The following is a 21,808-nucleotide window of genomic DNA, read 5'->3' on the forward strand; positions in this document are numbered from 1 at the left end:
TCAGCGCAGCAGCCCCGCGTCCATCCCGGTCGACTCGGCGGGCAGCGCGACCAGGCCCAGCTCGGCCGGTGAGGCCAGCCGCGGGTGCGCGGGCAGCACCCGGACGGTGTAGCCGAACGGGCCGGTCCGGGAGAGCTCCAGCGAGCCCTCGTAGCGGGTGCGGCCGTCGAGGTCCGGCCCGCCGACCGGCTTGAGCGCGAGCACCCGGGCGTCCGAGATGCCGTCCGACTCGTCGACCCGCCCGGAGACCGCCTGGACCTCGACGTCCCCGGGCTCCAGCGTGCCGAGCGCGACCTGCACCCGCAGCGCCAGCGAGCTGCCCAGCTCCTGCGCCTCGTCGGGGCACTCCGCCTCGACGTGCTCCACCCGGACGGCCGGCCAGGCCTCCCGGACCCGTGCCTTCCAGCCGGCCAACTCCCGCGCGCCGGCGTGGTCCTCGGCGGCCAGCTCCCGCTGGGCCAGGGCGGCCGGGGTGTACAGCCGGTCGACGTACTCGCGGACCATCCGCCCGGCGAGCACCTTGGGCCCGAGGGTCACCAGGGTGTGCCGGACCATCGCGATCCAGCGGTGCGGCAGCCCGTCCGCGCCACGGTCGTAGAAGCGGGCGGCCACCTGGTGCTCGATCAGGTCGTACAGCGCGGCAGCCTCGATGTCGTCCCGGCGCTCGGCCTCGCCGCTGTCCGGGTCCAGGACGCCGCCGGCCTCGTCGGCGGTGGGGATCGCCCAGCCGTTCTGGCCGTCGTACCACTCGTCCCACCAGCCGTCCAGCACGGACAGGTTGAGGCAGCCGTTCAGTGCGGCCTTCATCCCGGAGGTGCCGCAGGCCTCCAGCGGGCGCAGCGGGTTGTTCAGCCAGACGTCGCAGCCGGGGTAGAGGTGGCGGGCCATCGCCATGTCGTAGTCCGGCAGGAAGACGATCCGGTGGCGGACCGCCGGGTCGTCGGCGAAGGCCACCATCTGCTGGATCAGCCGCTTGCCGCCGTCGTCGGCCGGGTGGGCCTTGCCGGCGACCACGATCTGCACCGGTCGGGTGGGGTGCAGCAGCAGCGCCCGGAGCCGGTCGTGGTCGCGCAGCATCAGGGTGAGCCGCTTGTAGGAGGGCACCCGGCGGGCGAAGCCGATGGTCAGCACGTCGGGGTCGAGCGCGGAGGCGACCCAGCCGAGTTCGGCCTCGCCGGCGCCGCGCTGGCGCCAGGAGGCGCGCAGCCGGCTGCGCGCCTCGTCGACCAGCTGGGAGCGCAGGGTGCGGCGCAGCTCCCAGATGTCGGTGTTGGCGATCTTCTCCAGCCCGGTCCAGCGCTGGGCGTCGCCGGTGGTCATCGCGGACTCGGCGCGCTCGGCACCGATCTCGGCGGCCCCGAGCCGGACCACCGCCGGGTCGATCCAGGTGGCGGCGTGCACGCCGTTGGTGACCGAGGTGATCGGCACCTCGGCGGGGTCGAAGCCCGGCCAGAGGCCGTTGAACATCGACCGGCTGACCTCGCCGTGCAGGGTGGAGACCCCGTTGGCGCGCTGGGCGAGCCGCAGGCCCATGGCGGCCATGTTGAACAGCTTCGGGTCCCCGCCGCGCCAGGACTCGGCACCGAGCGCGAGCACCTGGTCCACCGGCACACCCGGCAGCGCGGCGTCCCCGCCGAAGTGGCGGGCGACCAGGTCGCGGTCGAACCGGTCGATGCCGGCCGGTACGGGGGTGTGGGTGGTGAACAGGGTGCCGGCCCGGACGGCCTCCAGGGCGGCGGCGAAGTCGAGGCCGGGGCCGGCCGCGCCGTCGGCGATCAGCTCGCGGATCCGCTCGACGCCGAGGAAGCCGGCGTGCCCCTCGTTGGTGTGGAAGACCTCGGGGGCGGGGTGGCCGGTGAGCCGGCAGTAGGAGCGGACCGCACGGACGCCGCCGATGCCGAGCAGCATCTCCTGGAGCAGCCGGTGCTCGCTGCCGCCGCCGTAGAGGCGGTCGGTGACCTCGCGCTCGGCGGGCGTGTTGGCCTCGATGTCGGAGTCGAGCAGCAGCAGCGGGACGCGGCCGACCTGGGCCCTCCAGACGTGCGCCGCGAGGGTCCGGCCGCCGGGCAGGGCGAGGTCGACCCGGCAGGGGGTGCCGTCGCTCTCCCGGAGCAGGGTGACGGCCAGTTCGTCCGGATCCAGCAGGGGGTAGCGCTCCTGCTGCCAGCCGTCCCGGTCGAGGGACTGGCGGAAGTAGCCGTGCCGGTAGAAGAGCCCCACGCCGATGATCGGGACGCCGAGGTCGCTGGCGGCCTTGAGGTGGTCGCCGGCCAGGATGCCGAGGCCGCCGGAGTACTGGGGCAGGGCGGCGGCGATGCCGTACTCGGGCGAGAAGTAGGCGACGGCGGCGGGCTGCGCGGCGCCGGCCGCCCGCTCGGCGGTCTGGTACCAGCGCGGGCCGGCCAGGTACTCCCGCAGGTCGTCGGCGAGGTCGCCGAGTCTGCGCAGGAACCGCCGGTCGGCGGCGAGCGCGGCGAGCCGGGCCGCCGGGACCTCCCCGAGCAGGCGCACCGGGTCCTCACCCGTCGCGGCCCAGACCTCCGGGTCCACGGACCGGAAGAGGTCCCTGGTCTCGGGGTGCCACGACCAGCGCAGATTGAGGGCCAGCTCGTGCAGCGGCTGGAGTTGTTCGGGCAGGACGGTGCGGACGGTGAATCTGCGGATTGCCTTCACGGCGTGAAGCGTAGCCGCGGCCACCGTCGTGATGGTGCGTCAAGCGGGCTATTGCGCCTCCGTTCGGCCTATTGATGAGATCGCATTCGGCGCATTGGACTGCACGGGGGGCGCGCGAGGCGCACTTTCCGACGGTTCGCACTACCAATGCATGAACACCGTGGAACAGATCCATTTCCGCCGGGCACCTCCGCCCCGAGAAGGGCCGAAACTACTGTCGTACCGCTGCGAAAGTCTTGTCCCCGATGCGACTATGAACCAAGGTCGTTGATGCTGTGGGGAGTGCGGCGACGGGTGGCGCCCTCCTCGAAGCAGCACGTCCGAATCCTTTTCGCGTTGATCGTTCCTCATCCTCCTTAGCCCATTCGGCGCTCACCGCGCGCCGGTGCGTGTCCTCGTCCTCGGCCTGCTCGTTCACGGGTGGGTTGGGTCGCCCAGGGGCGTGCCCCGAGAGGCGTGCGCCGGGACGCGCGCGGGCTCTCGGGCTCCCCGTCACGGGCTTGACGGGAGCGGGGCAGGTTGCCGGGGACGGCGGCGCGGGCAGGCTTCCGGTCGCACGGCCTCCCCCACCCAGCAGTCCTCCCGGTACTCCCCCCGGCCCGTGCGGCCCGCGGGAGCTGCCGCCGATCTCGGGCAGGAGTTTGGCATGCACGGCGACACGCGGGACCAGTCCACACCGGTGGCCGACACCGTCGACCCAGCGGTCGCGGAATCCGCCGGACGGATGGATTCTGACACTCGGACAGACGCGCCGATGCCGGGACCCCGGGGTGCCGGGGCTATCCGTACGGAGCAGCAGGCAGAGCCGGCCCGGCAACCCGGGGCCGAGGAGAGCCGACCCACGGCACCGCGCAAGCGCACCACCACCCGGCGCAGCGCCACCGCCGCCACGTCCACCACCGAGACCACCGCCGGAGCCGGCACCGCCACCGCGAAGGCCGGCACGGCGCCCCGCAAGGCCCCCGCCCGGGCCGCGGCCGGTCGGACCTCCCCCGCCCGCAAGACCGCCGCCCGCAAGACGACAGAGAGCGACACCGTGATCGGCCGCATCCCCGTCCTGGACGTCAACCCCCTGGTGGACGCCGGCCGCCGCCCGGCCAAGGCCGTGGTCGGCGAGACCTTCCTGGTCACCGCCACCGTGTTCCGCGAGGGCCACGACGCGGTGAACGCCAACGTCGTCCTGCGCGACCCGCGCGGCCGCAGCGGCCCCTGGACGCCGATGCGCGAACTCGCCGAGGGCACCGACCGCTGGGGGGCGTACGTCACGCCGACCGCACCCGGCCGCTGGTCGTACCTGGTGGAGGCGTGGAGCGACCCGGTCGCCACCTGGCGCCGGACCGCCGCCGTGAAACTGCCCGCCGGGATCGACACCGCACTGGTGCTGGAGGAGGGCGCGCTGCTGCTGGAACGCGCCGCGGGCGGCGTGCCGAAGAAGGAGGGCCGGGCCCACGTGCTGGCCGCGGTGGACGCGCTGCGCGACGCCGGCATGCCGCCGCTCTCGCGGCTCGCCGCCGCACTCGCTCCCGAGGTGCTGGACCTGCTGGCCCGCTATCCGCTGCGCGAACTGGTGAGCGCCTCCCGCCCGCTGCCGCTGCAGGTGGACCGCGAGCGGGCGCTGTTCGGCTCCTGGTACGAGTTCTTCCCGCGTTCGGAGGGCGCGGTGGTGGACCCGGCGGGCGTCGAACCGCCGCGCTCGGGCACCCTGCGCAGCGCCGCCGAGCGGCTGCCGGCGATCGCCGCGATGGGCTTCGACGTGGTGTACCTGCCACCGGTCCACCCGATCGGCCGAGCCTTCCGCAAGGGCCCGGACAACGCCCTGACGGCCGGTCCGCACGACGTCGGCTCCCCGTGGGCGATCGGCTCGCCGGAGGGCGGGCACGACGCCGTCCACCCGGACCTCGGCACCCTCGGGGACTTCGACCACTTCGTCGCCGAGGCCGCGGCCCTGCACCTGGAGGTGGCGCTGGACTTCGCGCTGCAGTGCTCGCCGGACCACCCGTGGGTGAACAAGCACCCCGAATGGTTCAGCCACCGCGCCGACGGCACCATCGCCTACGCGGAGAACCCGCCCAAGAAGTACCAGGACATCTATCCGATCAACTTCGACCAGGACATGGACGGAATCGTCAAGGAGACGATTCGAATCCTCCGGTTCTGGATGTCCCATGGAGTGCGGATCTTCCGGGTCGACAACCCGCACACCAAGCCCGTGGTGTTCTGGGAACGCGTGCTCGGCGACATCGCCCGCACCGACCCGGATGTCGTGTTCCTGGCGGAGGCCTTCACCCGGCCCGCGATGATGCACACCCTCGGGAAGATCGGTTTCCACCAGTCGTACACGTACTTCACCTGGCGCAACACCAAGCAGGAACTCATCGACTACCTCACCGAGCTCTCCGGTGACGCAGCCGCGTACATGCGGCCCAACTTCTTCGCCAATACGCCGGACATCCTGCACGCGTACCTCCAGACCGGCGGCCGGGCGGCGTTCGCGATCCGCGCCGTCCTGGCCGCCACCCTCTCCCCCAGCTACGGCGTCTACGCCGGCTACGAGCTGTACGAGAACGACCCGGCCCACCCGGGCTCCGAGGAGTACCTGCACTCGGAGAAGTACGAGCTCCGCCCGCGCGACTGGAACCGCACCGACACCCTGGCCCCGCTGCTCACCGTGCTGAACCGGCTGCGCCGCCGCCACCCCGCCCTCCAGCAGCTGCGCGCCCTGCGCTTCCACCCGACCGACAACGACCAGGTGCTCGCCTACTCCAAGACCGCGACCACCCCGGACGGCCTCACCGACCACGTCATCACGGTGGTCAACCTGGACCCGCACCACGCCCAGGAGGCCACCGTCACCCTCGACGGGGACGGGCCCTTCGTGGTGCACGACGAGCTCACCGGCGCCGCCTACACCTGGGGCCGGCACAACTACGTCCGGCTCGATCCCTCAGCCGAGCCGGCTCACCTCCTCACGGTTCGGAGGAACCCAGCGTGACAGTGAACGAGCCCGTCCCCGACACCTTCCCCGAGACCTCGAAGAAGAACCTGGACCCCGAATGGTTCAAGCGTGCGGTCTTCTACGAGGTGCTGGTGCGGTCCTTCCAGGACAGCAACGGCGACGGGGTCGGGGACCTCAAGGGGCTCACGTCCAAGCTCGACTACCTGCAGTGGCTCGGGGTCGACTGCCTCTGGCTGCCACCGTTCTTCGCCTCGCCGCTGCGCGACGGCGGGTACGACGTCGCCGACTACAAGTCGGTCCTGCCGGAGTTCGGCGACCTCGCCGACTTCATGGAGTTCGTGGACGCCGCGCACGCCCGCGGCATGCGCGTGGTCATCGACTTCGTCATGAACCACACCAGCGACCAGCACCCGTGGTTCCAGGCCTCCCGGGAGGACCCGGACGGCCCGTACGGCGACTTCTACATGTGGGCGGACGACGACAAGCAGTACCCGGACGCCCGGATCATCTTCGTCGACACCGAGACCTCCAACTGGACCTACGACCCGGTGCGCAAGCAGTACTTCTGGCACCGGTTCTTCTCCCACCAGCCGGACCTCAACTACGACAACCCCCGGGTCCAGGACGAGATGATCGCCGCGCTGCGGTTCTGGCTCGACCTGGGCATCGACGGCTTCCGGCTGGACGCCGTGCCGTACCTGTTCGCCCGCGAGGGGACCAACTGCGAGAACCTGCCGGAGACCCACGAGTTCCTCCAGCGGGTCCGCAAGGAGATCGACGCCGACTACCCGGACACCGTGCTGCTGGCGGAGGCCAACCAGTGGCCGGAGGACGTCGTCGACTACTTCGGCGACTTCGCCTCCGGCGGCGACGAGTGCCACATGGCGTTCCACTTCCCGGTGATGCCCCGCATCTTCATGGCGGTCCGCCGGGAGTCCCGCTACCCCGTCTCGGAGATCCTGGCCAAGACCCCGCGCATCCCGCACGGCTGCCAGTGGGGCATCTTCCTGCGCAACCACGACGAGCTGACCCTGGAGATGGTCACCGACGAGGAGCGCGACTACATGTACGCGGAGTACGCCAAGGACCCGCGGATGCGTGCCAACGTGGGCATCCGCCGCCGGCTCGCCCCGCTGCTGGAGAACGACCGCAACCAGATCGAGCTGTTCACCGCCCTGCTGCTCTCCCTGCCCGGCTCGCCGGTGCTGTACTACGGGGACGAGATCGGCATGGGCGACAACATCTGGCTGGGCGACCGGGACGGCGTGCGCACGCCGATGCAGTGGACCCCGGACCGCAACGCGGGTTTCTCCTCCGCCGACCCGGGCAGGCTCAGTCTGCCGCCCATCATGGATCCGGTGTACGGCTACCAGGTGACCAACGTCGAGGCGCAGCAGAGCAGTTCGAGTTCGCTGCTGCACTGGACGCGTCGCATGATCGAGATCCGCAAGCTCAATCCGGCGTTCGGTCTCGGGACGTACACCGAGCTGCCCTCCAGCAACCCCGCGGTGCTGGCCTTCGTGCGCGAGTACGAGGGGGACCTGGTCATGTGCGTGAACAACTTCTCGCGGTTCGCGCAGCCGACCGAACTGGACCTGCGGCAGTACGGCGGGCGGTACCCGGTGGAGCTGATCGGCGGGGGGCGCTTCCCCTCGATCGGCGAGTGGCCGTACCTGCTCACCCTCGCCGGCCACGGCTTCTACTGGTTCCAGCTCCGCCGGCCCCCGCGGCTGAGCGGGACCAGGCGATCGAAGTAACGATCCGCCGGAGGCCGCGTCACCGCACCACCGCGGGGAGCACCGCGAGCACCACTTGACCCTCCGGGGGCGCGAGTTGAAACCCCGCGCCCCCGGAGTTCTCTGCACCACCGCGTACGGAGAACAGCCCAACGGCCACCTACACGAAGGCGTGACACCCGAGCCCCCTGCTCGCGTGCCGCAGCCGCCGCGCCGCCGAAATCCGGAAGACTGACGGACCCGGCCAGACCCGTCGGGCAGTCCGCCCGCTTCCGGGGAAAGGGAGTCATGTCCGAAACCTCCCGTTCTCAGGCCCACCTGCACCGCGACACACCCGCCGGCACCGCCGCGCCGGCGGGCCCGCGGGGCGTCGGGGCCCGGAGAACCGCACTGGGGGTCAGCGAACTCGTCCAGGCGGCGCTGCCGCTGATCGCCGAGTGGCTCCCCACCCAGCGCTGGTACGCCGGCAAGGGACGGCCCATCACCGGTCTGACCCCGGTGGTCGGCACCCCGCTCCAGGTCGGCGACCCCGCCCTGCTGCACCTGCTGCTGCGGGTCGAGCACGCCGCCACCGCCGGCGCCCCGCACGGGGACCTCTACCAGCTGCTGCTCGGCGTCCGCTCGCAGGGCCCGGCGGACATCGAGCCGACCGCGGTGCTCGGCCGGCTCAGCCAGGGCCCGTACGACGGCGCCGCGCTCTACGACGCGGTGCACGACCCGGAGCTGACCGGGCGCCTGCTCGAACACCTGGCCACCGGCGACCGGTTCGGCTCGCTGTCGTTCCGCCGCACCCCCGGCTCCGGCCTGCCCGCCAACCTCCCCGGGCGCGCCTCCACCGCCGAGCAGTCGAACAGCTCGGTCATCTACGGCACCTCGTACATCCTCAAGCTGTTCCGGCGCATCCACCCCGGCACCAACCCGGACCTGGAGCTCTCACTGGCGCTCTCGCGGGCCGGCTCCACCCGGATCCCCCGGGTCGCCGCCTGGTTCGAGAGCCGTCTGGAGCGCGCGGAACCGGCCACCCTCGGCCTGCTCCAGCGCTACCTGCCGGAGGCCGAGGACGGCTGGGAATTGGCGCTGGACCAGGTCGGCCGGCTCAAGGGGGACCCGTCGCCCGGCAACTTCGCGATCGAGGCGCACCGGCTCGGCCGGGCCACCGCGGAGGTGCACCGGGTGCTGGCCCGTTCGATGCCGGTGGCCCGGCTGGACCGGGCCCAGACCCGGCAGCTGGCCACCGCGATGGCCGACCGCCTGGACAGCGCGGTGGCCGCCGTCCCCGGACTGATGCGCTACCGGGCCGCGCTGCGCAGCGCCTTCCAGCAGCTGGCCGACGCCCACCCGGACGGGATGCCGGTCCAGCGGATCCACGGCGACCTGCACCTCGGCCAGGCCATGCGCACCCCGCACGGCTGGGTGCTGCTGGACTTCGAGGGCGAGCCGGCCAAGTCGGTGGCCGAGCGGCGCGAGCCGCAGACCGCGCTGCGGGACGTCGCCGCGATGCTCCGCTCCTTCGACTACGCGGCCGCCCACCTGCTGGCCGGGGGCCCGCCCGACCCGGAGCTGGCCCACCTGGCCGCCGCCTGGGCGCAGCGCAACCGCACGGCGTTCTGCGCCGGCTACACCGCCGGGGGCGGCACCGACCCGGCCGCCTCGCCGGAGCTGATGCGCGCGCTGGAGATCGACAAGGCGGTCTACGAGGTGGTCTACGAGGCCCGGCACCGGCCCAGCTGGCTGCCGATCCCGCTGGCCGCGATCAACCGGCTCGCCCTGACCGTCTGAACCGGGGCCGGCCGACCGGGCCGGCCGCACCCCGGCCGGCCGCCCAGGCGGCCGTCCCACCCGTCCCACCCGTCCCCTTCCCGACCGCCCGTCCTCGCCCAGCCTCCGCCCTCGCCCCCCGCCCGCGTTCCCCGGCTCCACCCCCGCTCCCGCCCCCGGAGCAAGCCCACCTTGCCGCCGACGTTCCCGCGGCCACCCCGATTCCGCAGGAGGACCACGCCGTGACGCCGCTCGACCCGCCCGGCCGCACCACCCGTACCGTCCCCGCGACCTTCCTGGCACCCGCGGACTCCGCACGGCGCGAGCCCGCGGCGCCGGCGGCGGGCGCGGCGCCCACCGCCCCCCGGCGCGCCGAACCGCAGCCGCCGGCGGCGGACGGGGACCCCGCCGCGCCGGTGGGCGCGCTGCGGCTGCCCGAGGCGCCGCTGCCGCCCGCCGAGGTGGACCGGCTGGTCGGCGGTAAGCACCACGACCCGCATGCCCTGCTCGGCGCGCACCCGGTGCACGGCGGCACCGCGATCCGGGTGCTGCGCCCGTTCGCCGAGCGGGTGGTGGTGGAGACCGCGCACGGCCCGGCGGAGCTCACCCACCAGCAGGGCGGCCTGTTCACCGGCCTGCTGGCCGGTGCCGAGGTGCCCGACTACCGGCTGCTGGTGACCTATCCCGGCGGCGCACCGCTGCGCCAGCACGACGGCTACCGGACCCCGCCCACCCTGGGCGAGCTGGACCTGCACCTGATCTCCGAGGGCCGGCACGAGCAGCTCTGGAAGGCGCTCGGCTCGCACGTGCGCACCGTCGACGGGGTGCACGGCACCGCGTTCGCGGTCTGGGCGCCCAACGCGGTCGGCGTCCGGCTGATCGGCGACTTCAACCACTGGGACGGCACCGGGCACCCGATGCGCTCGCTCGGCTCCTCCGGCATCTGGGAGCTGTTCGTGCCGGGCCTGGCCGAGGGAACCCAGTACAAGTACGAGATCCACACCCGGCAGGGCTGGGTGCTCGACAAGGCCGACCCGCTGGCCCGGGCCGCCCAGTGCCCGCCCGGCACCGCCTCGGTGGTCACCTCGTCGTCGTACCGGTGGCAGGACGACGAGTGGATGGCCCGGCGGGCCCGCTCCGCGCACCACCGGGCGCCGATGTCGGTGTACGAGCTGCACCTGCCGTCCTGGCGGCCCGATCTCACCACCTACCGCGAGATCGCCGAGGAACTCCCGCGCTACCTCAAGGAGTTGAACTTCACCCACGTGGAGTTCATGCCGGTGATGGAACACCCGTTCGGCGGCTCGTGGGGCTACCAGGTCTCCGGCTACTACGCCCCCACCGCCCGGCTCGGCACCCCCGACGACTTCCGCCACCTGGTCGACACCCTGCACCGGCACGGCATCGGCGTGATCGTCGACTGGGTGCCCGCGCACTTCCCCAAGGACGACTTCGCGCTGGCCCGCTTCGACGGCGAGCCGCTGTACGAACCGGCCGACCCGCTCCGGGCCGAGCACCCGGACTGGGGCACCCTGGAGTTCGACTACGGCCGCACCGAGGTGCGCAACTTCCTGGTCGCCAACGCGGTGTACTGGTGCGAGGAGTTCCACATCGACGGCCTGCGGGTGGACGCCGTCGCCTCGATGCTCTACCTCGACTACTCCCGCGAGGGCGGGGCCTGGACGCCCAACCAGCACGGCGGCCGGGAGAACCTGGACGCGGCCGCCTTCCTCCAGGAGATGAACGCCACCGTCTACCGCCGCTGCCCCGGCGTGGTCACCGTCGCCGAGGAGTCCACCGCCTGGGGCGGCGTGACCAGGCCCACCGACAGCGGCGGCCTCGGGTTCGGGCTGAAGTGGAACATGGGCTGGATGCACGACTCGCTGGTCTACATGTCCAAGGAGCCGGTGCACCGCAAGTACCACCACAACGAGATGACCTTCTCGATGGTGTACGCCTACTCGGAGAACTACATCCTGCCGATCTCGCACGACGAGGTGGTGCACGGCAAGCAGGCACTGGTCGCCAAGATGCCCGGCGACTGGTGGCAGCAGCGCGCCAACCACCGGGCGTACCTGGGCTTCATGTGGGCGCACCCCGGCAAGCAGCTGCTCTTCATGGGCCAGGAGTTCGCCCAGGGCGCGGAGTGGGACCACGAGCACGGCCCGCAGTGGTGGGTGCTCGACGAGGCGTGGCCGGCCGCCGAGGAGCACCTCGGGGTGCGCCGCCTGGTCCGCGACCTCAACCGGCAGTACCTGGACGCCCCGGCCCTGTGGGAGCTGGACACCACCCCGGACGGCTTCCGCTGGCTCGACGGCGGGGCAGCCGACGACAACCTGCTCTCCTTCGTCCGCCACGCGGCGGACGGCACGCCGCTGGTCGCCGTCTGCAACTTCTCCCCCGTGGTCCGGCACGGCCACCGGGTCGGCCTGCCCGCGCTCGACGGCCGCGAACAGCTCTGGGAGGAGGTGCTGAACACCGACGCCGAGACCTACGGCGGCAGCGGCGTCGGCAACTCGCGCCCGATCAAGGCGGAGGCCACGGGGTGGAACGGCCAGCCCCGCAGTGCCGAGCTGGTCCTCCCCCCGCTCGCCACCATCTGGCTCCGCCCGGCCTGAGACCCACGGGCGTGTCCGACGATTCGCGCCTGGCGGGAATCGCCGGACACGCCCCGGGCTCCCCGCCGGGGACCGGTCCTCGGCAGGCGGGGGCCCTGGCGCGGGGGCGAGCCGGAACCGTCCGGCTCCGACGGCTGCGGCGAGCCCGCCCGACCCCGACCCCGACCCCGACCCCGACCCCGGCCCCGGCCCCGACCCGACGTGACCTTCGTCCCTTGCCCGCGGGGCGGGACTCTGCTCGCGGACGTGTGTTCGCGGTGCGAAGGTATGGTCGAGACGACCACTCTCTGAGACGACGGGACGGAGACAGCCGCCGTGGCGCGCAGCGTGTACGTGACCGGGATCGACCGGGGAGACGGCCGCCAGGCGGTCGAGCTCGGGGTCATGGAACTGCTCACCCGCCAGGTGGACCGGGTGGGGGTGTTCCGGCCCCTGGTGCACGCGCACGCGCCCGTGGGGGCGCCTCCCGGCCCGCGGGCCGGGGCAGAGGCCGGCTCCGACCACGTGGTGGAGCTGCTGCGGGCCCGCTACCGGCTGGACCTGCCGGCCTCCGAGCTGTACGGCCTCACCTACGAGGAGGCCGCCGCCCTGCAGGCCGCCCACGGGCAGGACGAGCTGGTCTCCGTCCTGGTCGACCGCTTCCGCGCGGTGGAGCGTCGCTGCCAGGCCGTGCTGGTCCTGGGCACCGACTTCGCGGACACCAACATCCCGGACGAACTGGCCTTCAACGCCCGGCTCGCCAACGAGTTCGGCGCCGCCGTGCTGCCGGTGGTCGGCGGCCACGCCCAGGACGCCGAGGCGGTGATCGCCGAGGTCCGCAACGCCCACCGGGCCTACACCGATCTCGGCTGTGCCACGCTGGCGATGATCGCCAACCGGGTCGCACCCTCCGCCAAGCAGCGGATCCAGCGCAAGCTCACCGAGAAGCTGGCGATCCCCGCGTACGTCATCCCGGAGGAGCCGGCGCTGGCCGCGCCGACCGTCGCCCAGCTGGTCGAGGCCACCGGCGCCGAGGTGCTCACCGGGGACGCGGCGGGCCTGGCCCGGGACGTCCGCGGCTTCGTCTTCGGCGGCGCCATGCTGCCCACCTTCCTGGACGCGCTGACCGAGGGCGCCCTGGTGGTCACCCCCGGGGACCGCGCCGACCTGGTGATCGGCTCGCTGGCCGCGCACGCCGCCGGCGCGCCGCCGATCGCCGGCGTGCTGCTGACGCTCGGCCAGCACCCCGGCCCGAACGTCATGGCGCTGGCCGCCCGGCTGGCCCCCGGCACCCCGGTGGCGGTCGTCCCGGAGGGCAGCTGGCCCACCGCCGCCACCCTCACCCACCTGGAGGGCAAGCTCTCCGCAGCCAGCCCGCGGAAGGCCGAGATCGCCCTCGGTCTCTTCGAACTGCACGTGGACACCGTCGAGTTGACCAACCGGATCGAGGTCGGCCGGTCCGAGCGGGTGACCCCGATGATGTTCGAGCACGAGCTGCTGGAGCGGGCCCGTTCGGCCCGCCGGCACGTCGTCCTCCCCGAGGGCACCGAGGAGCGGGTGCTGCGCGCCGCCGAGATCCTGCTCCGCCGCAACATCTGCGACCTCACCCTGCTCGGCGAGCCCGACGCCGTCCGTCGCAAGGCGGCCGCCCTCGGCATCGCCCTGCCGGCGGTGGGGGCACCTCCCGGCCACCGGGCCGGGGGAGAACCGGCGGCCGACCGCGCCCGGGTCCGGATCGTCGACCCGGCCACCAGCCCGCTGCGCCGCCAGTTCGCCGAGCTCTACGCGAAGCTGCGCGCGCACAAGGGCATGACCGTCGAGCTGGCCCACGACGTCGTCACCGACGTCTCCTACTTCGGCACCCTGATGGTCCAGGAGGGCATAGCCGACGGCATGGTCTCCGGCGCGGTGCACTCCACCGCCGCCACCATCCGGCCCGCCTTCGAGGTGATCAAGACCTCGCCGGGCGCGGCGATCGTGTCGAGCGTCTTCTTCATGTGCCTGGCCGACAAGGTGCTGGTCTACGGCGACTGCGCGGTCAACCCGGACCCGGACGCCCAGCAGCTGGCCGACATCGCCATCCAGTCCGCCGCCACCGCCGCGCAGTTCGGCGTCGAGCCGCGGGTCGCGATGCTCTCCTACTCGACCGGGACCTCCGGCTCCGGCGCCGACGTCGACAAGGTCCGCAAGGCCACCGAACTGGTCCGCCGGCTGCGCCCGGACATCCTGGTCGAGGGGCCGATCCAGTACGACGCGGCGGTGGACGAGCACGTCGCCGCCACCAAGCTGCCCGGTTCGCCGGTGGCCGGCCGGGCCACCGTACTGATCTTCCCGGATCTCAACACCGGCAACAACACCTACAAGGCGGTCCAGCGCTCGGCCGGCGCGGTGGCGGTCGGCCCGGTCCTGCAGGGTCTGCGCAAGCCCGTCAACGACCTCTCGCGCGGGGCGCTGGTCGAGGACATCGTCAACACCGTCGCGATCACGGCCATCCAGTCGCAGGAGCACGGCCCGTCGCAGGAGCACGGCCCGTCGCAGGAGGCACAGCAGTGAGTGAAGGCACCCGGGTCCTGGTCCTGAACGCCGGCTCCTCGTCGGTGAAGTACCAGCTGATCGACATGCTGGACGGCTCGCGCCTGGCGTCCGGACTGGTCGAGCGGATCGGTGAGGCCGGCGGCCGGCTGGTGCACACCCCGCGTACCGGCGGGCGGCGCGAGGCGGTGCAGGTCTTCGCCGACCACGACGCCGCGCTGAAGGCCGTCGCCGAGGAGCTGGCCGCCGACGGCATCGGCCTCGACTCCCCCGAGCTGGCGGCGATCGGCCACCGGGTCGTCCACGGCGGCCTGCGGTTCACCGAGCCGACCGTGGTGACCGACGAGGTGCTCCGGGAGATCCGCCGGCTCGTCCCGGTGGCCCCGCTGCACAACCCGGCCAACATCACCGGCATCGAGGTGGCCCGGGCGCTGCGCCCGGACCTGCCGCAGGTGGCCGTCTTCGACACCGCCTTCCACGCCTCGATGCCCGAGCACGCGGCCCGGTACGCCATCGACCGGGCGGTCGCGGACGAGCACCGGGTGCGCCGCTACGGGTTCCACGGCACCTCGCACCAGTACGTCTCGCGGGCCACCGCCCGACTGCTCGGCAAGGACCCGGCCGAGGTCAACGTGATCGTGCTGCACCTGGGCAACGGCGCCTCCGCCTCCGCGGTCTCCGGCGGGCGCTGCGTCGACACCTCGATGGGCCTCACCCCGCTGGAGGGCCTGGTGATGGGCACTCGTTCGGGTGATGTCGACGCGGGCGTGGTCTTCCACCTGCACCGGGTCGGCGGCCTGTCCGTGGACGAGATCGACGACCTGCTCAACCGCCGCAGCGGCCTGCTCGGCCTCTGCGGGGACAACGACATGCGCGAGATCATGCGCCGCACGGCGGAGGGCGACGCGGACGCCCGGCTGGCCTTCGACGCGTACGTCCACCGGCTGCGCAAGTACATCGGCGGCTACTACGCGGTGCTCGGCCGGGTGGACGCGATCGCCTTCACCGCCGGCGTCGGCGAGAACGCGGCCCCCGTGCGGGCGGCGGCCACCGCCGGGCTGGAGGAGCTGGGGATCGCCGTCGACCCCGAGCTGAACTCGGTGCGCTCCGGCGAACCGCGGATCATCTCCTCCGCGTACTCCCGGGTGGCGGTCGCCGTGGTGCCCACCGACGAGGAGCTGGAGATCGCACGGCAGGCGTTCGCCCTGGTCCACCGGGAGTCCGCGGACTGACACCCCGTCGTCTCGGTCCGCGAAATCCTTCGTCGGCGATTCCTCGCGATTCGCGCCGAATGCACCTATAACACGAACGGATAGACTGACCGATATGCGCCGAGCGAAAATTGTCTGCACCCTGGGTCCGGCCACGGACTCCTACGAACAGCTGAAGGCCATCGTCGAGGCGGGCATGAACGTCGCCCGACTGAACATGAGCCACGGCACCCATGCGGACCACGAGGAGCGGTACCGCAAGGTCCGCCAGGTCTCGGAGGACACCGGCAAGGCCATCGGCGTCCTTGCCGACCTCCAGGGTCCCAAGATCCGTCTGGCGACCTTCGCCAACGGCCCGGTGACCGTCGACAACGGCGACGAGTTCACCATCACCACCGAGGACGTCCCCGGCGACCAGCACATCTGCGGCACCACCTACAAGGGCCTGCCCGGCGACGTGAAGCCCGGCGACCCGATCCTGATCAACGACGGCGTCATCGCCCTGGAGGTCGTCAGCGTCGACGGCCCGCGGGTGAAGACCGTGGTGGTCGAGGGCGGCGTGCTCTCGAACAACAAGGGCATCAACCTGCCCGGCGCGGCCGTGAACGTGCCCGCCCTGTCCGAGAAGGACAAGGACGACCTGCGCTTCGCCCTGGAGCTGGGCGTCGACATGATCGCCCTCTCCTTCGTCCGGAACGCGGCCGACATCAAGGACGTCCACGAGGTCATGGACGAGGTCGGCATCCGCGTGCCGGTCATCGCCAAGATCGAGAAGCCGCAGGCCGTCGAGGCCATGGAGGAGATCGTCCTCGCCTTCGACGCCATCATGGTGGCCCGTGGCGACCTGGCCGTCGAGTACCCGCTGGAGCGGGTGCCGCTGGTCCAGAAGCAGCTGATCACCCTGGCCCGCCGCAACGCCAAGCCGGTCATCGTCGCCACCCAGATGATGGAGTCGATGATCCACGCCTCGCGCCCGACCCGCGCCGAGGTCTCCGACGTCGCCAACGCCATCCTGGACGGCGCCGACGCGGTGATGCTCTCCGCCGAGTCCAGCGTCGGCAAGTACCCGGTCGAGACGGTCCGCACCATGAGCCGGATCTGCGAGAAGGCCGAGGAGGAGCTGCTCGGCCAGGGCCTGCAGCCGCTGAACCCGGGCCGCAAGCCGCGCACCCAGGGCGGCTCGATCGCCCGCGCCGCCTGCGAGCTGGGCGACTTCCTCAACGGCAGGGCGCTGGTCGCGTTCACCAAGTCCGGTGACACCGCGCGCCGGCTCTCCCGCTACCGCTCGCCGATCCCGGTCATCGCGTTCACCCCGGACGCCGCCACCCGCAACCAGCTCTCGCTGAGCTGGGGCGTGCAGGCGTACGTGACCGAGCAGGTCGGCTCGACCGACGAGATGGTCGCGCAGGTCGACCGCGAGCTGCTGCGCATGGGTGAGCTGGGCGAGGGCGACACCGTCATCGTCACCGCCGGCTCGCCGCCCGGCGTCCCCGGCAACACCAACATGGTCCAGGTCCACCACCTGGGCACCCGCGGCGAGTAGTCGCCGGGAACGCCCGTGGGGCGGCCCCCTCCGCAGTGGAGGGGGCCGCCCCACGGGCGTTCCCGGAGCCGTGCGGGCCGCAGGGACCCGCGACCGGACCTAGCGGTTGCCGACGTACGGCGTGTCGTCGTTGTAGAGCCGCATGCCGGGGATCTTCAGCGTGCCGCCGAACTGGCCGGCCTGGACCGCCGTGACCCCGGTCATCTCCAGCCAGAGCGGGATCTCCAGCTTGCCGATCAGGTCGTACAGCCACTGCGGCAGCGGGCCGTCCGGGGTGAGGGTGAGCTCGCCCAGGTCGATCGGGACGGGCAGACCGAGCACCTTGGAGAGGTGGCCCGACATCCGCTCCACGTACATGGTCACCGGGCCCTTGCGCATGGTGGAGACCGAGCCGGGCGCACCCTTGACGTGGAAGGTCCTGCCGTTGCCCTCCAGGGTCGACATGTCGAGGTTCTCGATGTCCACGCTGTCGACCACGAACTTCAGCACACGCTTGGTGCCGGTGGGCGTCTGGACCTTGACCACGCCCATCAGCACGGCGTGGTTCAGCGTCAGCCGGCTGGTCTGCAGGGTCCAGTTCTGGTCCGGGACGAGGATCGGGTTGTCCGGCGTCTCCCCGGCCGAGAGGCCCTTCAGCGGGACGAGGCAGTTCGGGTCGGCGCTCGGCGAGGCGGAGGCGGACGGCGTCCGGGCCCCGGACGACGGCGCCGCCGAGCCGGTGGCCCTGGCGCCGGCGGACGGCTTCGCGGCGGTCTTGCCGCTGCCCGGCGAGGCGGACGCCGTCGGATCCGGCGCGGCCGCCGCGTGGCCGGAGGGCGCGGCCGCGGGGGCCGGGCCGGCGGCGGAGGACGGCACGGGCGCGGCGGGCGCCGGAGCGCCCGCGGCCGGAGCGGCCGGGGCCGCCGCCGCGCGGTTGCCGGCGGCGGGCGCCGTGGTCGCGGACGGGGCGGTCGGGGCCGCCGTCGCGCTGCCGGTGGAGGCCGACGGGCTGGGCGAGGCGCTCGGGTTCAGCAGGTTGGTGATGCCGCCGACGACGTCGTCGATCAGCCCGGCCTGGACCACCTTGCCGGAGCCCTCGACGGCCGCCGACCGCACCGGGGCCGAGGCCGGGCTCGACGCGGGCGCCGGAGCCTGGCTGATCGGCCCGGACGTCGGGGCCGCCGGAGTCTTGGGGGCCGCCGTCGGCGCCGACGACGCCGTCGAGGGCGCGGCCGGCGCGGTGGTCGGGTCCGCCGGGAGCGGCACGGACGGGCCGGGCAGCGGCGGGGGCAGCTCGCTCTTCGGAACGGGCGTCTCGGCCACCGCGGGCGGCTGCACCGGGGTGTCCGGCGCGCTGGCGCAGGGCTTGCCGGCGGCGGGCTCCGCGACGGCCGCGTTCGGCGTGTACGTGGCGGCCATCAGCAGCGCGGTCGGCACCGCGGCCATGGCCAGCGCCCGCCCCCGCAGCCTGGCCCGGACCGGCGTCCGGCGGGCGGCGTGCCGCCCGGAGCGCTGCTCCGGCTCGGCGGGCCGGCCCTGCTGCTCCTGCGGGGAGGTCACCGCGCCTCCTCGACGTCGCCGCCCTGCTGCCGCGGGAGGGTGCCCTCGGCGGTCGGGGTCTTGTCGAGGACCGGCCGCTCGCCCTGACCGGGCACGGCCGGCAGCGGCGCGGTGGCGGCCTCGGCGGTCGGCGCGGTCGCCTTCGCCGGGGCGGCTGCCGCGGTGGCGGCGGTCTCCGCAACGGGCTCGGCGGCGACGGCCGCGGCGGTCGCGGGGTCGGCGGCCGGCTCGGCCGCGACGGGGTTCGGCGCCCAGGCGACCATCAGCCCGCCGCCGATCAGGCCCGGAAGCAGCGACATGCCGAAGCCGGAGAGGTTGGAGACCGGGATCGACACCAGGGTGAGCAGCATGGTGGCGACACCGGCGAAGACCCGCACGGCCGACTGGAACCAGGCGGTCAGCCCCAGCACGATCAGCAGGACGCCGATGATCAGTGACCCGGCGCCGGCGGTGGTGGCCATGGCCACCGTCATGCCGTTCAACGAGAGCTTGGCGTAGGGGAAGTACATGATCGGGACGCCGGCGAACATGGCCAGCAAGCCGCCGTAGAACGGCCGGGACCGGCGGAAGTTACGGAACACCCGGCGCACCCACTGGACGGGGTTCTCGTGGTCGGCGGGCCGCAGCTCGGCAAGGGCGCTGGACACGGTGCAGCTCCTCGATGGTGTGAACGAGGGGAGAAAACGGGAGGGGGAGGCCCGGGAACGGCGCACACACCGTCCCCGGCCCCCCGGGTGCCGTGCTCGGAGGCGGGTCGCAGGACCCGCCGCCGGTCAGCGGCCTAGTAGCACTCGTGCCCGCCGTCGGTGTGCAGGTTGAGCTTCAGGCCGTTCAGCGTGAAGGTGCCCGCCGAGGTGGCCCAGGCGGTCTGCTGCACGTTGTACAGGTCGGCCTTCTCGGCCGCCTGGGCGAAGCCGACCTTGCCGGTGGGCTTGGTGCTGCCGGGCAGCGCGCCCTTCCAGTTCTCGGTCGCGGTGCCCTTGAGGGTCGCGGCGTCCTGGCCGATGTTGATGTTGGTGAACTCGGCGTCCGCGTTCAGCTGGTCCAGGTCGATCAGCAGGTTCTTCGCGGAGACCTGCTTCGCGACGTCGTCGGAGTAGCCGGCCTCCAGACGCAGGGTGATCTTGGGCAGCTTCCACGGCAGGCCGGGGATGATGTTCGGGTCGGTCACGACCGACTGGCAGAGGCCCTTGATGGTGGCCGAGTCGAAGGCCGAGACGGCGACCGGGTGGGGCGTGCCGTTGGCCTCGGCGTCGATGGAGCCGAACTGCGCGAAGTTCTTGCCGTGCAGCTCCTGCGTGGTGACCTTGAAGCTCTGGCCGGAGACGCTGAACGACGCCGCCAGCGCGTTGTTCGCCATCGCGACGCCGACCGCGGCGGTGGCGGCGATGCCCGGCACCATCACGAGGGCGAAGCGCTTCCAGCGGGTCTTGCCGTAGGTCTGGGACATGCGAGTCCTCCTTCTAGGACGTACATCTCCGGCGCCCGGCGGTGCGTCCCGCACCGGTGGGGGCCTGGGATGGGAGAGAGCTACGTCCTCGGTAGCGGAGAGCGCCGTGGGCGTCGTCGGACGCGGGAGCGGCCGGCACACAGCGGCACTCCCGTCCCTTCACCGACCACCCCTGAGGGGCGGCGGGCAGGACCGACGACATCGGCGATCACCCCCGAGCGACAACCAGCGACCGCGCGGGCCGCGCGGCCGGTCGAAGGACAGGAACCGCCGTGGGACCGCGGATACCCCCCTGCCCTCCCTGCCGCCGGCCGTGACCGACGGCTCGCCCGGTGGGGATCCCTCACTCCGTGCGCCGACCGGCTGCCGGGGCGTGGAGTCTGGGACCGGGCGTCGCCGATGCTGCTTGAATCCCGGGCGAAGCACAAGGGGTTCATTACTGACGGGTAATCCAACATCACATGTCGGCGATCATGAAATCGGCCGACTGCTCACCCAGAGTGACGAAATGAAGGAAACGTGACGGCGAAATGCGTCGGAAACACCTGCGAAACACCCGTGGGTGATCACCTGAAGTGACCACCCACGGGTGTTGTCAAGATTTGGTAAACCTCTCACGCGATGACCGGATTGTCGCCAAATCACCAGCGACACCGCAGGTCATCCGCCGTGCCAGAACGCGCCCGCGGGCGGCGTCCGGCCGGTCCCGGCGGAGCAGGCCCGGAACGGGCGGGCTCAGAACAGCACGCGGGCCAGCGCCGTACGCGCCGCCGTCACCCGCGGGTCCTCCGGGCCGATCACCTCGAACAGCTCCAGCAGACGGAGGCGGGCCGTGTCCCGGTCCTCGCCGAAGGTCCTGCCGACGGTGTCCACCAACCGGCCGAAGGCGTCCTCGACGTGCCCGCCGACCAGGTCCAGGTCGGCCGCCTGCAGCTGGGCCTCGACGTCCTTGGGGTCGGCTGCGGCCGCGGCCCGGACCGCCTGCGGGTCGAGCGCCTCGACCCGGTGGAGCAGCTCCGCCTGGGCCAGGCCCAGGCGGGCCTCGGTGTTGCCCGGCTGGTCGGCCAGCACGTTCCGGTAGGCCTGGACCGCGCCGCCCAGGTCGCCCCGGTCGAGTGCCTCGTGCGCGGCGGCCAGCGCCGGGTCCTCCGGCACCACGGGCGCGGACCCGCCGGCCGCACCGGGCACCGCGGAACCGCCGACCACGCCGAACCGCTGCTCGGCGACCAGGATGAGCTGGTCCAGCACCTTGCGGACGTTGGCCTCGCTCTCGGCCCCCTGGAACAGCGGGACCAGCTGGCCGGCCACCACGGCCATCACGGCCGGGATGCCCTGGATGCCGAACTGCTGGGCGAGCAGCTGGTTGGCCTCGACGTCGATCTTGGCGAGCACGATCCGGCCGGCGTACTCGTCGGCCAGCCGTTCGAGGATCGGGCTGAGCTGCTTGCACGGGCCGCACCACTCGGCCCAGAAGTCGATGACCACCGGCACTTCGGTGGAGCGCTGGACGACCTCGGACTCGAAGGTGTCCTCGGTGACATCGATGACGAGCTCGTACGCGGGCCGGTCGGGTGCCACCCCGGCCGCCTCGGCGGCGGCCGCCTGGCGGGCCCGCTCGGCCCGGGCCTGCTCGGCCTTCTGGGCGGCCTCGCCGGCCGCCTTCACTGCGGCGAGATCGACCGCACCGCGCAGGGCGGCGCTGTTGGGACGCGAATTCCGTGGCTGCATGGCACCATCCTCCCCCGTCCGCGCCGCTCCCGGGCACCAACCTGGGAAAACCGCCCGCGCGGGCTGCGCGGCACCGGCCTCCCGG

The 21,808-nt window shown here is 73.0% G+C and carries 12 protein-coding genes; 7 read left to right on the forward strand and 5 right to left on the reverse strand.

The genetic code is table 11. The features are described from left to right. Positions 1 to 2,673, reverse strand: a complete 2,673-nt coding sequence (gene glgP, locus MCM47_RS30840) for an alpha-glucan family phosphorylase (RefSeq protein ID WP_238865150.1) — start codon at positions 2,671 to 2,673, stop codon at positions 1 to 3. A 1,036-nt stretch (positions 2,674 to 3,709) separates the two neighbouring features. Between glgP and MCM47_RS30845 the strand changes: the two genes are divergently transcribed. From MCM47_RS30845 to pyk, 7 genes are all read left to right on the forward strand, one after another. After that, the gene (locus MCM47_RS30845) at positions 3,710 to 5,665 is read left to right on the forward strand and encodes an alpha-1,4-glucan--maltose-1-phosphate maltosyltransferase (RefSeq protein WP_238865389.1); all 1,956 of its coding nucleotides are present in this window, start codon (positions 3,710 to 3,712) and stop codon (positions 5,663 to 5,665) included. Next, the gene (gene treS / locus MCM47_RS30850; protein WP_238865159.1) at positions 5,662 to 7,386 is read left to right on the forward strand and encodes a maltose alpha-D-glucosyltransferase; all 1,725 of its coding nucleotides are present in this window, start codon (positions 5,662 to 5,664) and stop codon (positions 7,384 to 7,386) included. The genes MCM47_RS30845 and treS overlap by 4 nt, the downstream gene beginning before the upstream one ends. Positions 7,387 to 7,653: 267 nt before the next feature. After that, positions 7,654 to 9,144, forward strand: a complete 1,491-nt coding sequence (locus MCM47_RS30855) for a phosphotransferase (protein ID WP_238865161.1) — start codon at positions 7,654 to 7,656, stop codon at positions 9,142 to 9,144. 221 nt (positions 9,145 to 9,365) lie between these two features. Next, positions 9,366 to 11,741, forward strand: coding sequence for a 1,4-alpha-glucan branching protein GlgB (gene glgB, locus MCM47_RS30865; protein WP_238865163.1), 2,376 nt, complete (start codon positions 9,366 to 9,368; stop codon positions 11,739 to 11,741). Between the two features lie 315 nt (positions 11,742 to 12,056). After that, on the forward strand, positions 12,057 to 14,273 hold the full coding sequence (gene pta / locus MCM47_RS30870) for a phosphate acetyltransferase (RefSeq protein WP_238865165.1): 2,217 nt from the start codon (positions 12,057 to 12,059) through the stop codon (positions 14,271 to 14,273). Continuing rightward, positions 14,270 to 15,484 (forward strand): acetate kinase, encoded by a 1,215-nt coding sequence (locus MCM47_RS30875; RefSeq protein ID WP_238865167.1) that lies wholly within the window; start codon positions 14,270 to 14,272, stop codon positions 15,482 to 15,484. Before pta ends, MCM47_RS30875 begins: the two co-directional genes overlap by 4 nt. Before the next feature lie 94 nt (positions 15,485 to 15,578). Continuing rightward, on the forward strand, positions 15,579 to 17,006 hold the full coding sequence (gene pyk / locus MCM47_RS30880) for a pyruvate kinase (protein ID WP_238865169.1): 1,428 nt from the start codon (positions 15,579 to 15,581) through the stop codon (positions 17,004 to 17,006). Between the two features lie 99 nt (positions 17,007 to 17,105). Here the strand turns inward: pyk and MCM47_RS30885 are convergent, their stop codons facing one another. The 4 genes from MCM47_RS30885 to MCM47_RS30900 all read right to left on the reverse strand — a co-directional run bounded on the left by MCM47_RS30885 (position 17,106) and on the right by MCM47_RS30900 (position 21,723). Beyond that, complete coding sequence (locus MCM47_RS30885) at positions 17,106 to 18,545, reverse strand: hypothetical protein (RefSeq protein WP_238865171.1); 1,440 nt, start codon at positions 18,543 to 18,545, stop codon at positions 17,106 to 17,108. Beyond that, the gene (locus MCM47_RS30890) at positions 18,542 to 19,192 is read right to left on the reverse strand and encodes a DUF6114 domain-containing protein (RefSeq protein WP_374209238.1); all 651 of its coding nucleotides are present in this window, start codon (positions 19,190 to 19,192) and stop codon (positions 18,542 to 18,544) included. The genes MCM47_RS30885 and MCM47_RS30890 overlap by 4 nt, the downstream gene beginning before the upstream one ends. Before the next feature lie 134 nt (positions 19,193 to 19,326). Then, entirely contained in the window at positions 19,327 to 19,995 is a 669-nt protein-coding gene (locus MCM47_RS30895; protein ID WP_238865173.1) for a DUF6230 family protein, read from the reverse strand. Positions 19,996 to 20,730: 735 nt separating this feature from the next. Continuing rightward, complete coding sequence (locus tag MCM47_RS30900) at positions 20,731 to 21,723, reverse strand: tetratricopeptide repeat protein (protein WP_238865175.1); 993 nt, start codon at positions 21,721 to 21,723, stop codon at positions 20,731 to 20,733. Between the last annotated feature and the right edge of the window lie 85 nt (positions 21,724 to 21,808).

The sequence above is a fragment of the Kitasatospora sp. A2-31 genome, assembly GCF_022288725.1.
Taxonomy (GTDB): domain Bacteria; phylum Actinomycetota; class Actinomycetes; order Streptomycetales; family Streptomycetaceae; genus Kitasatospora.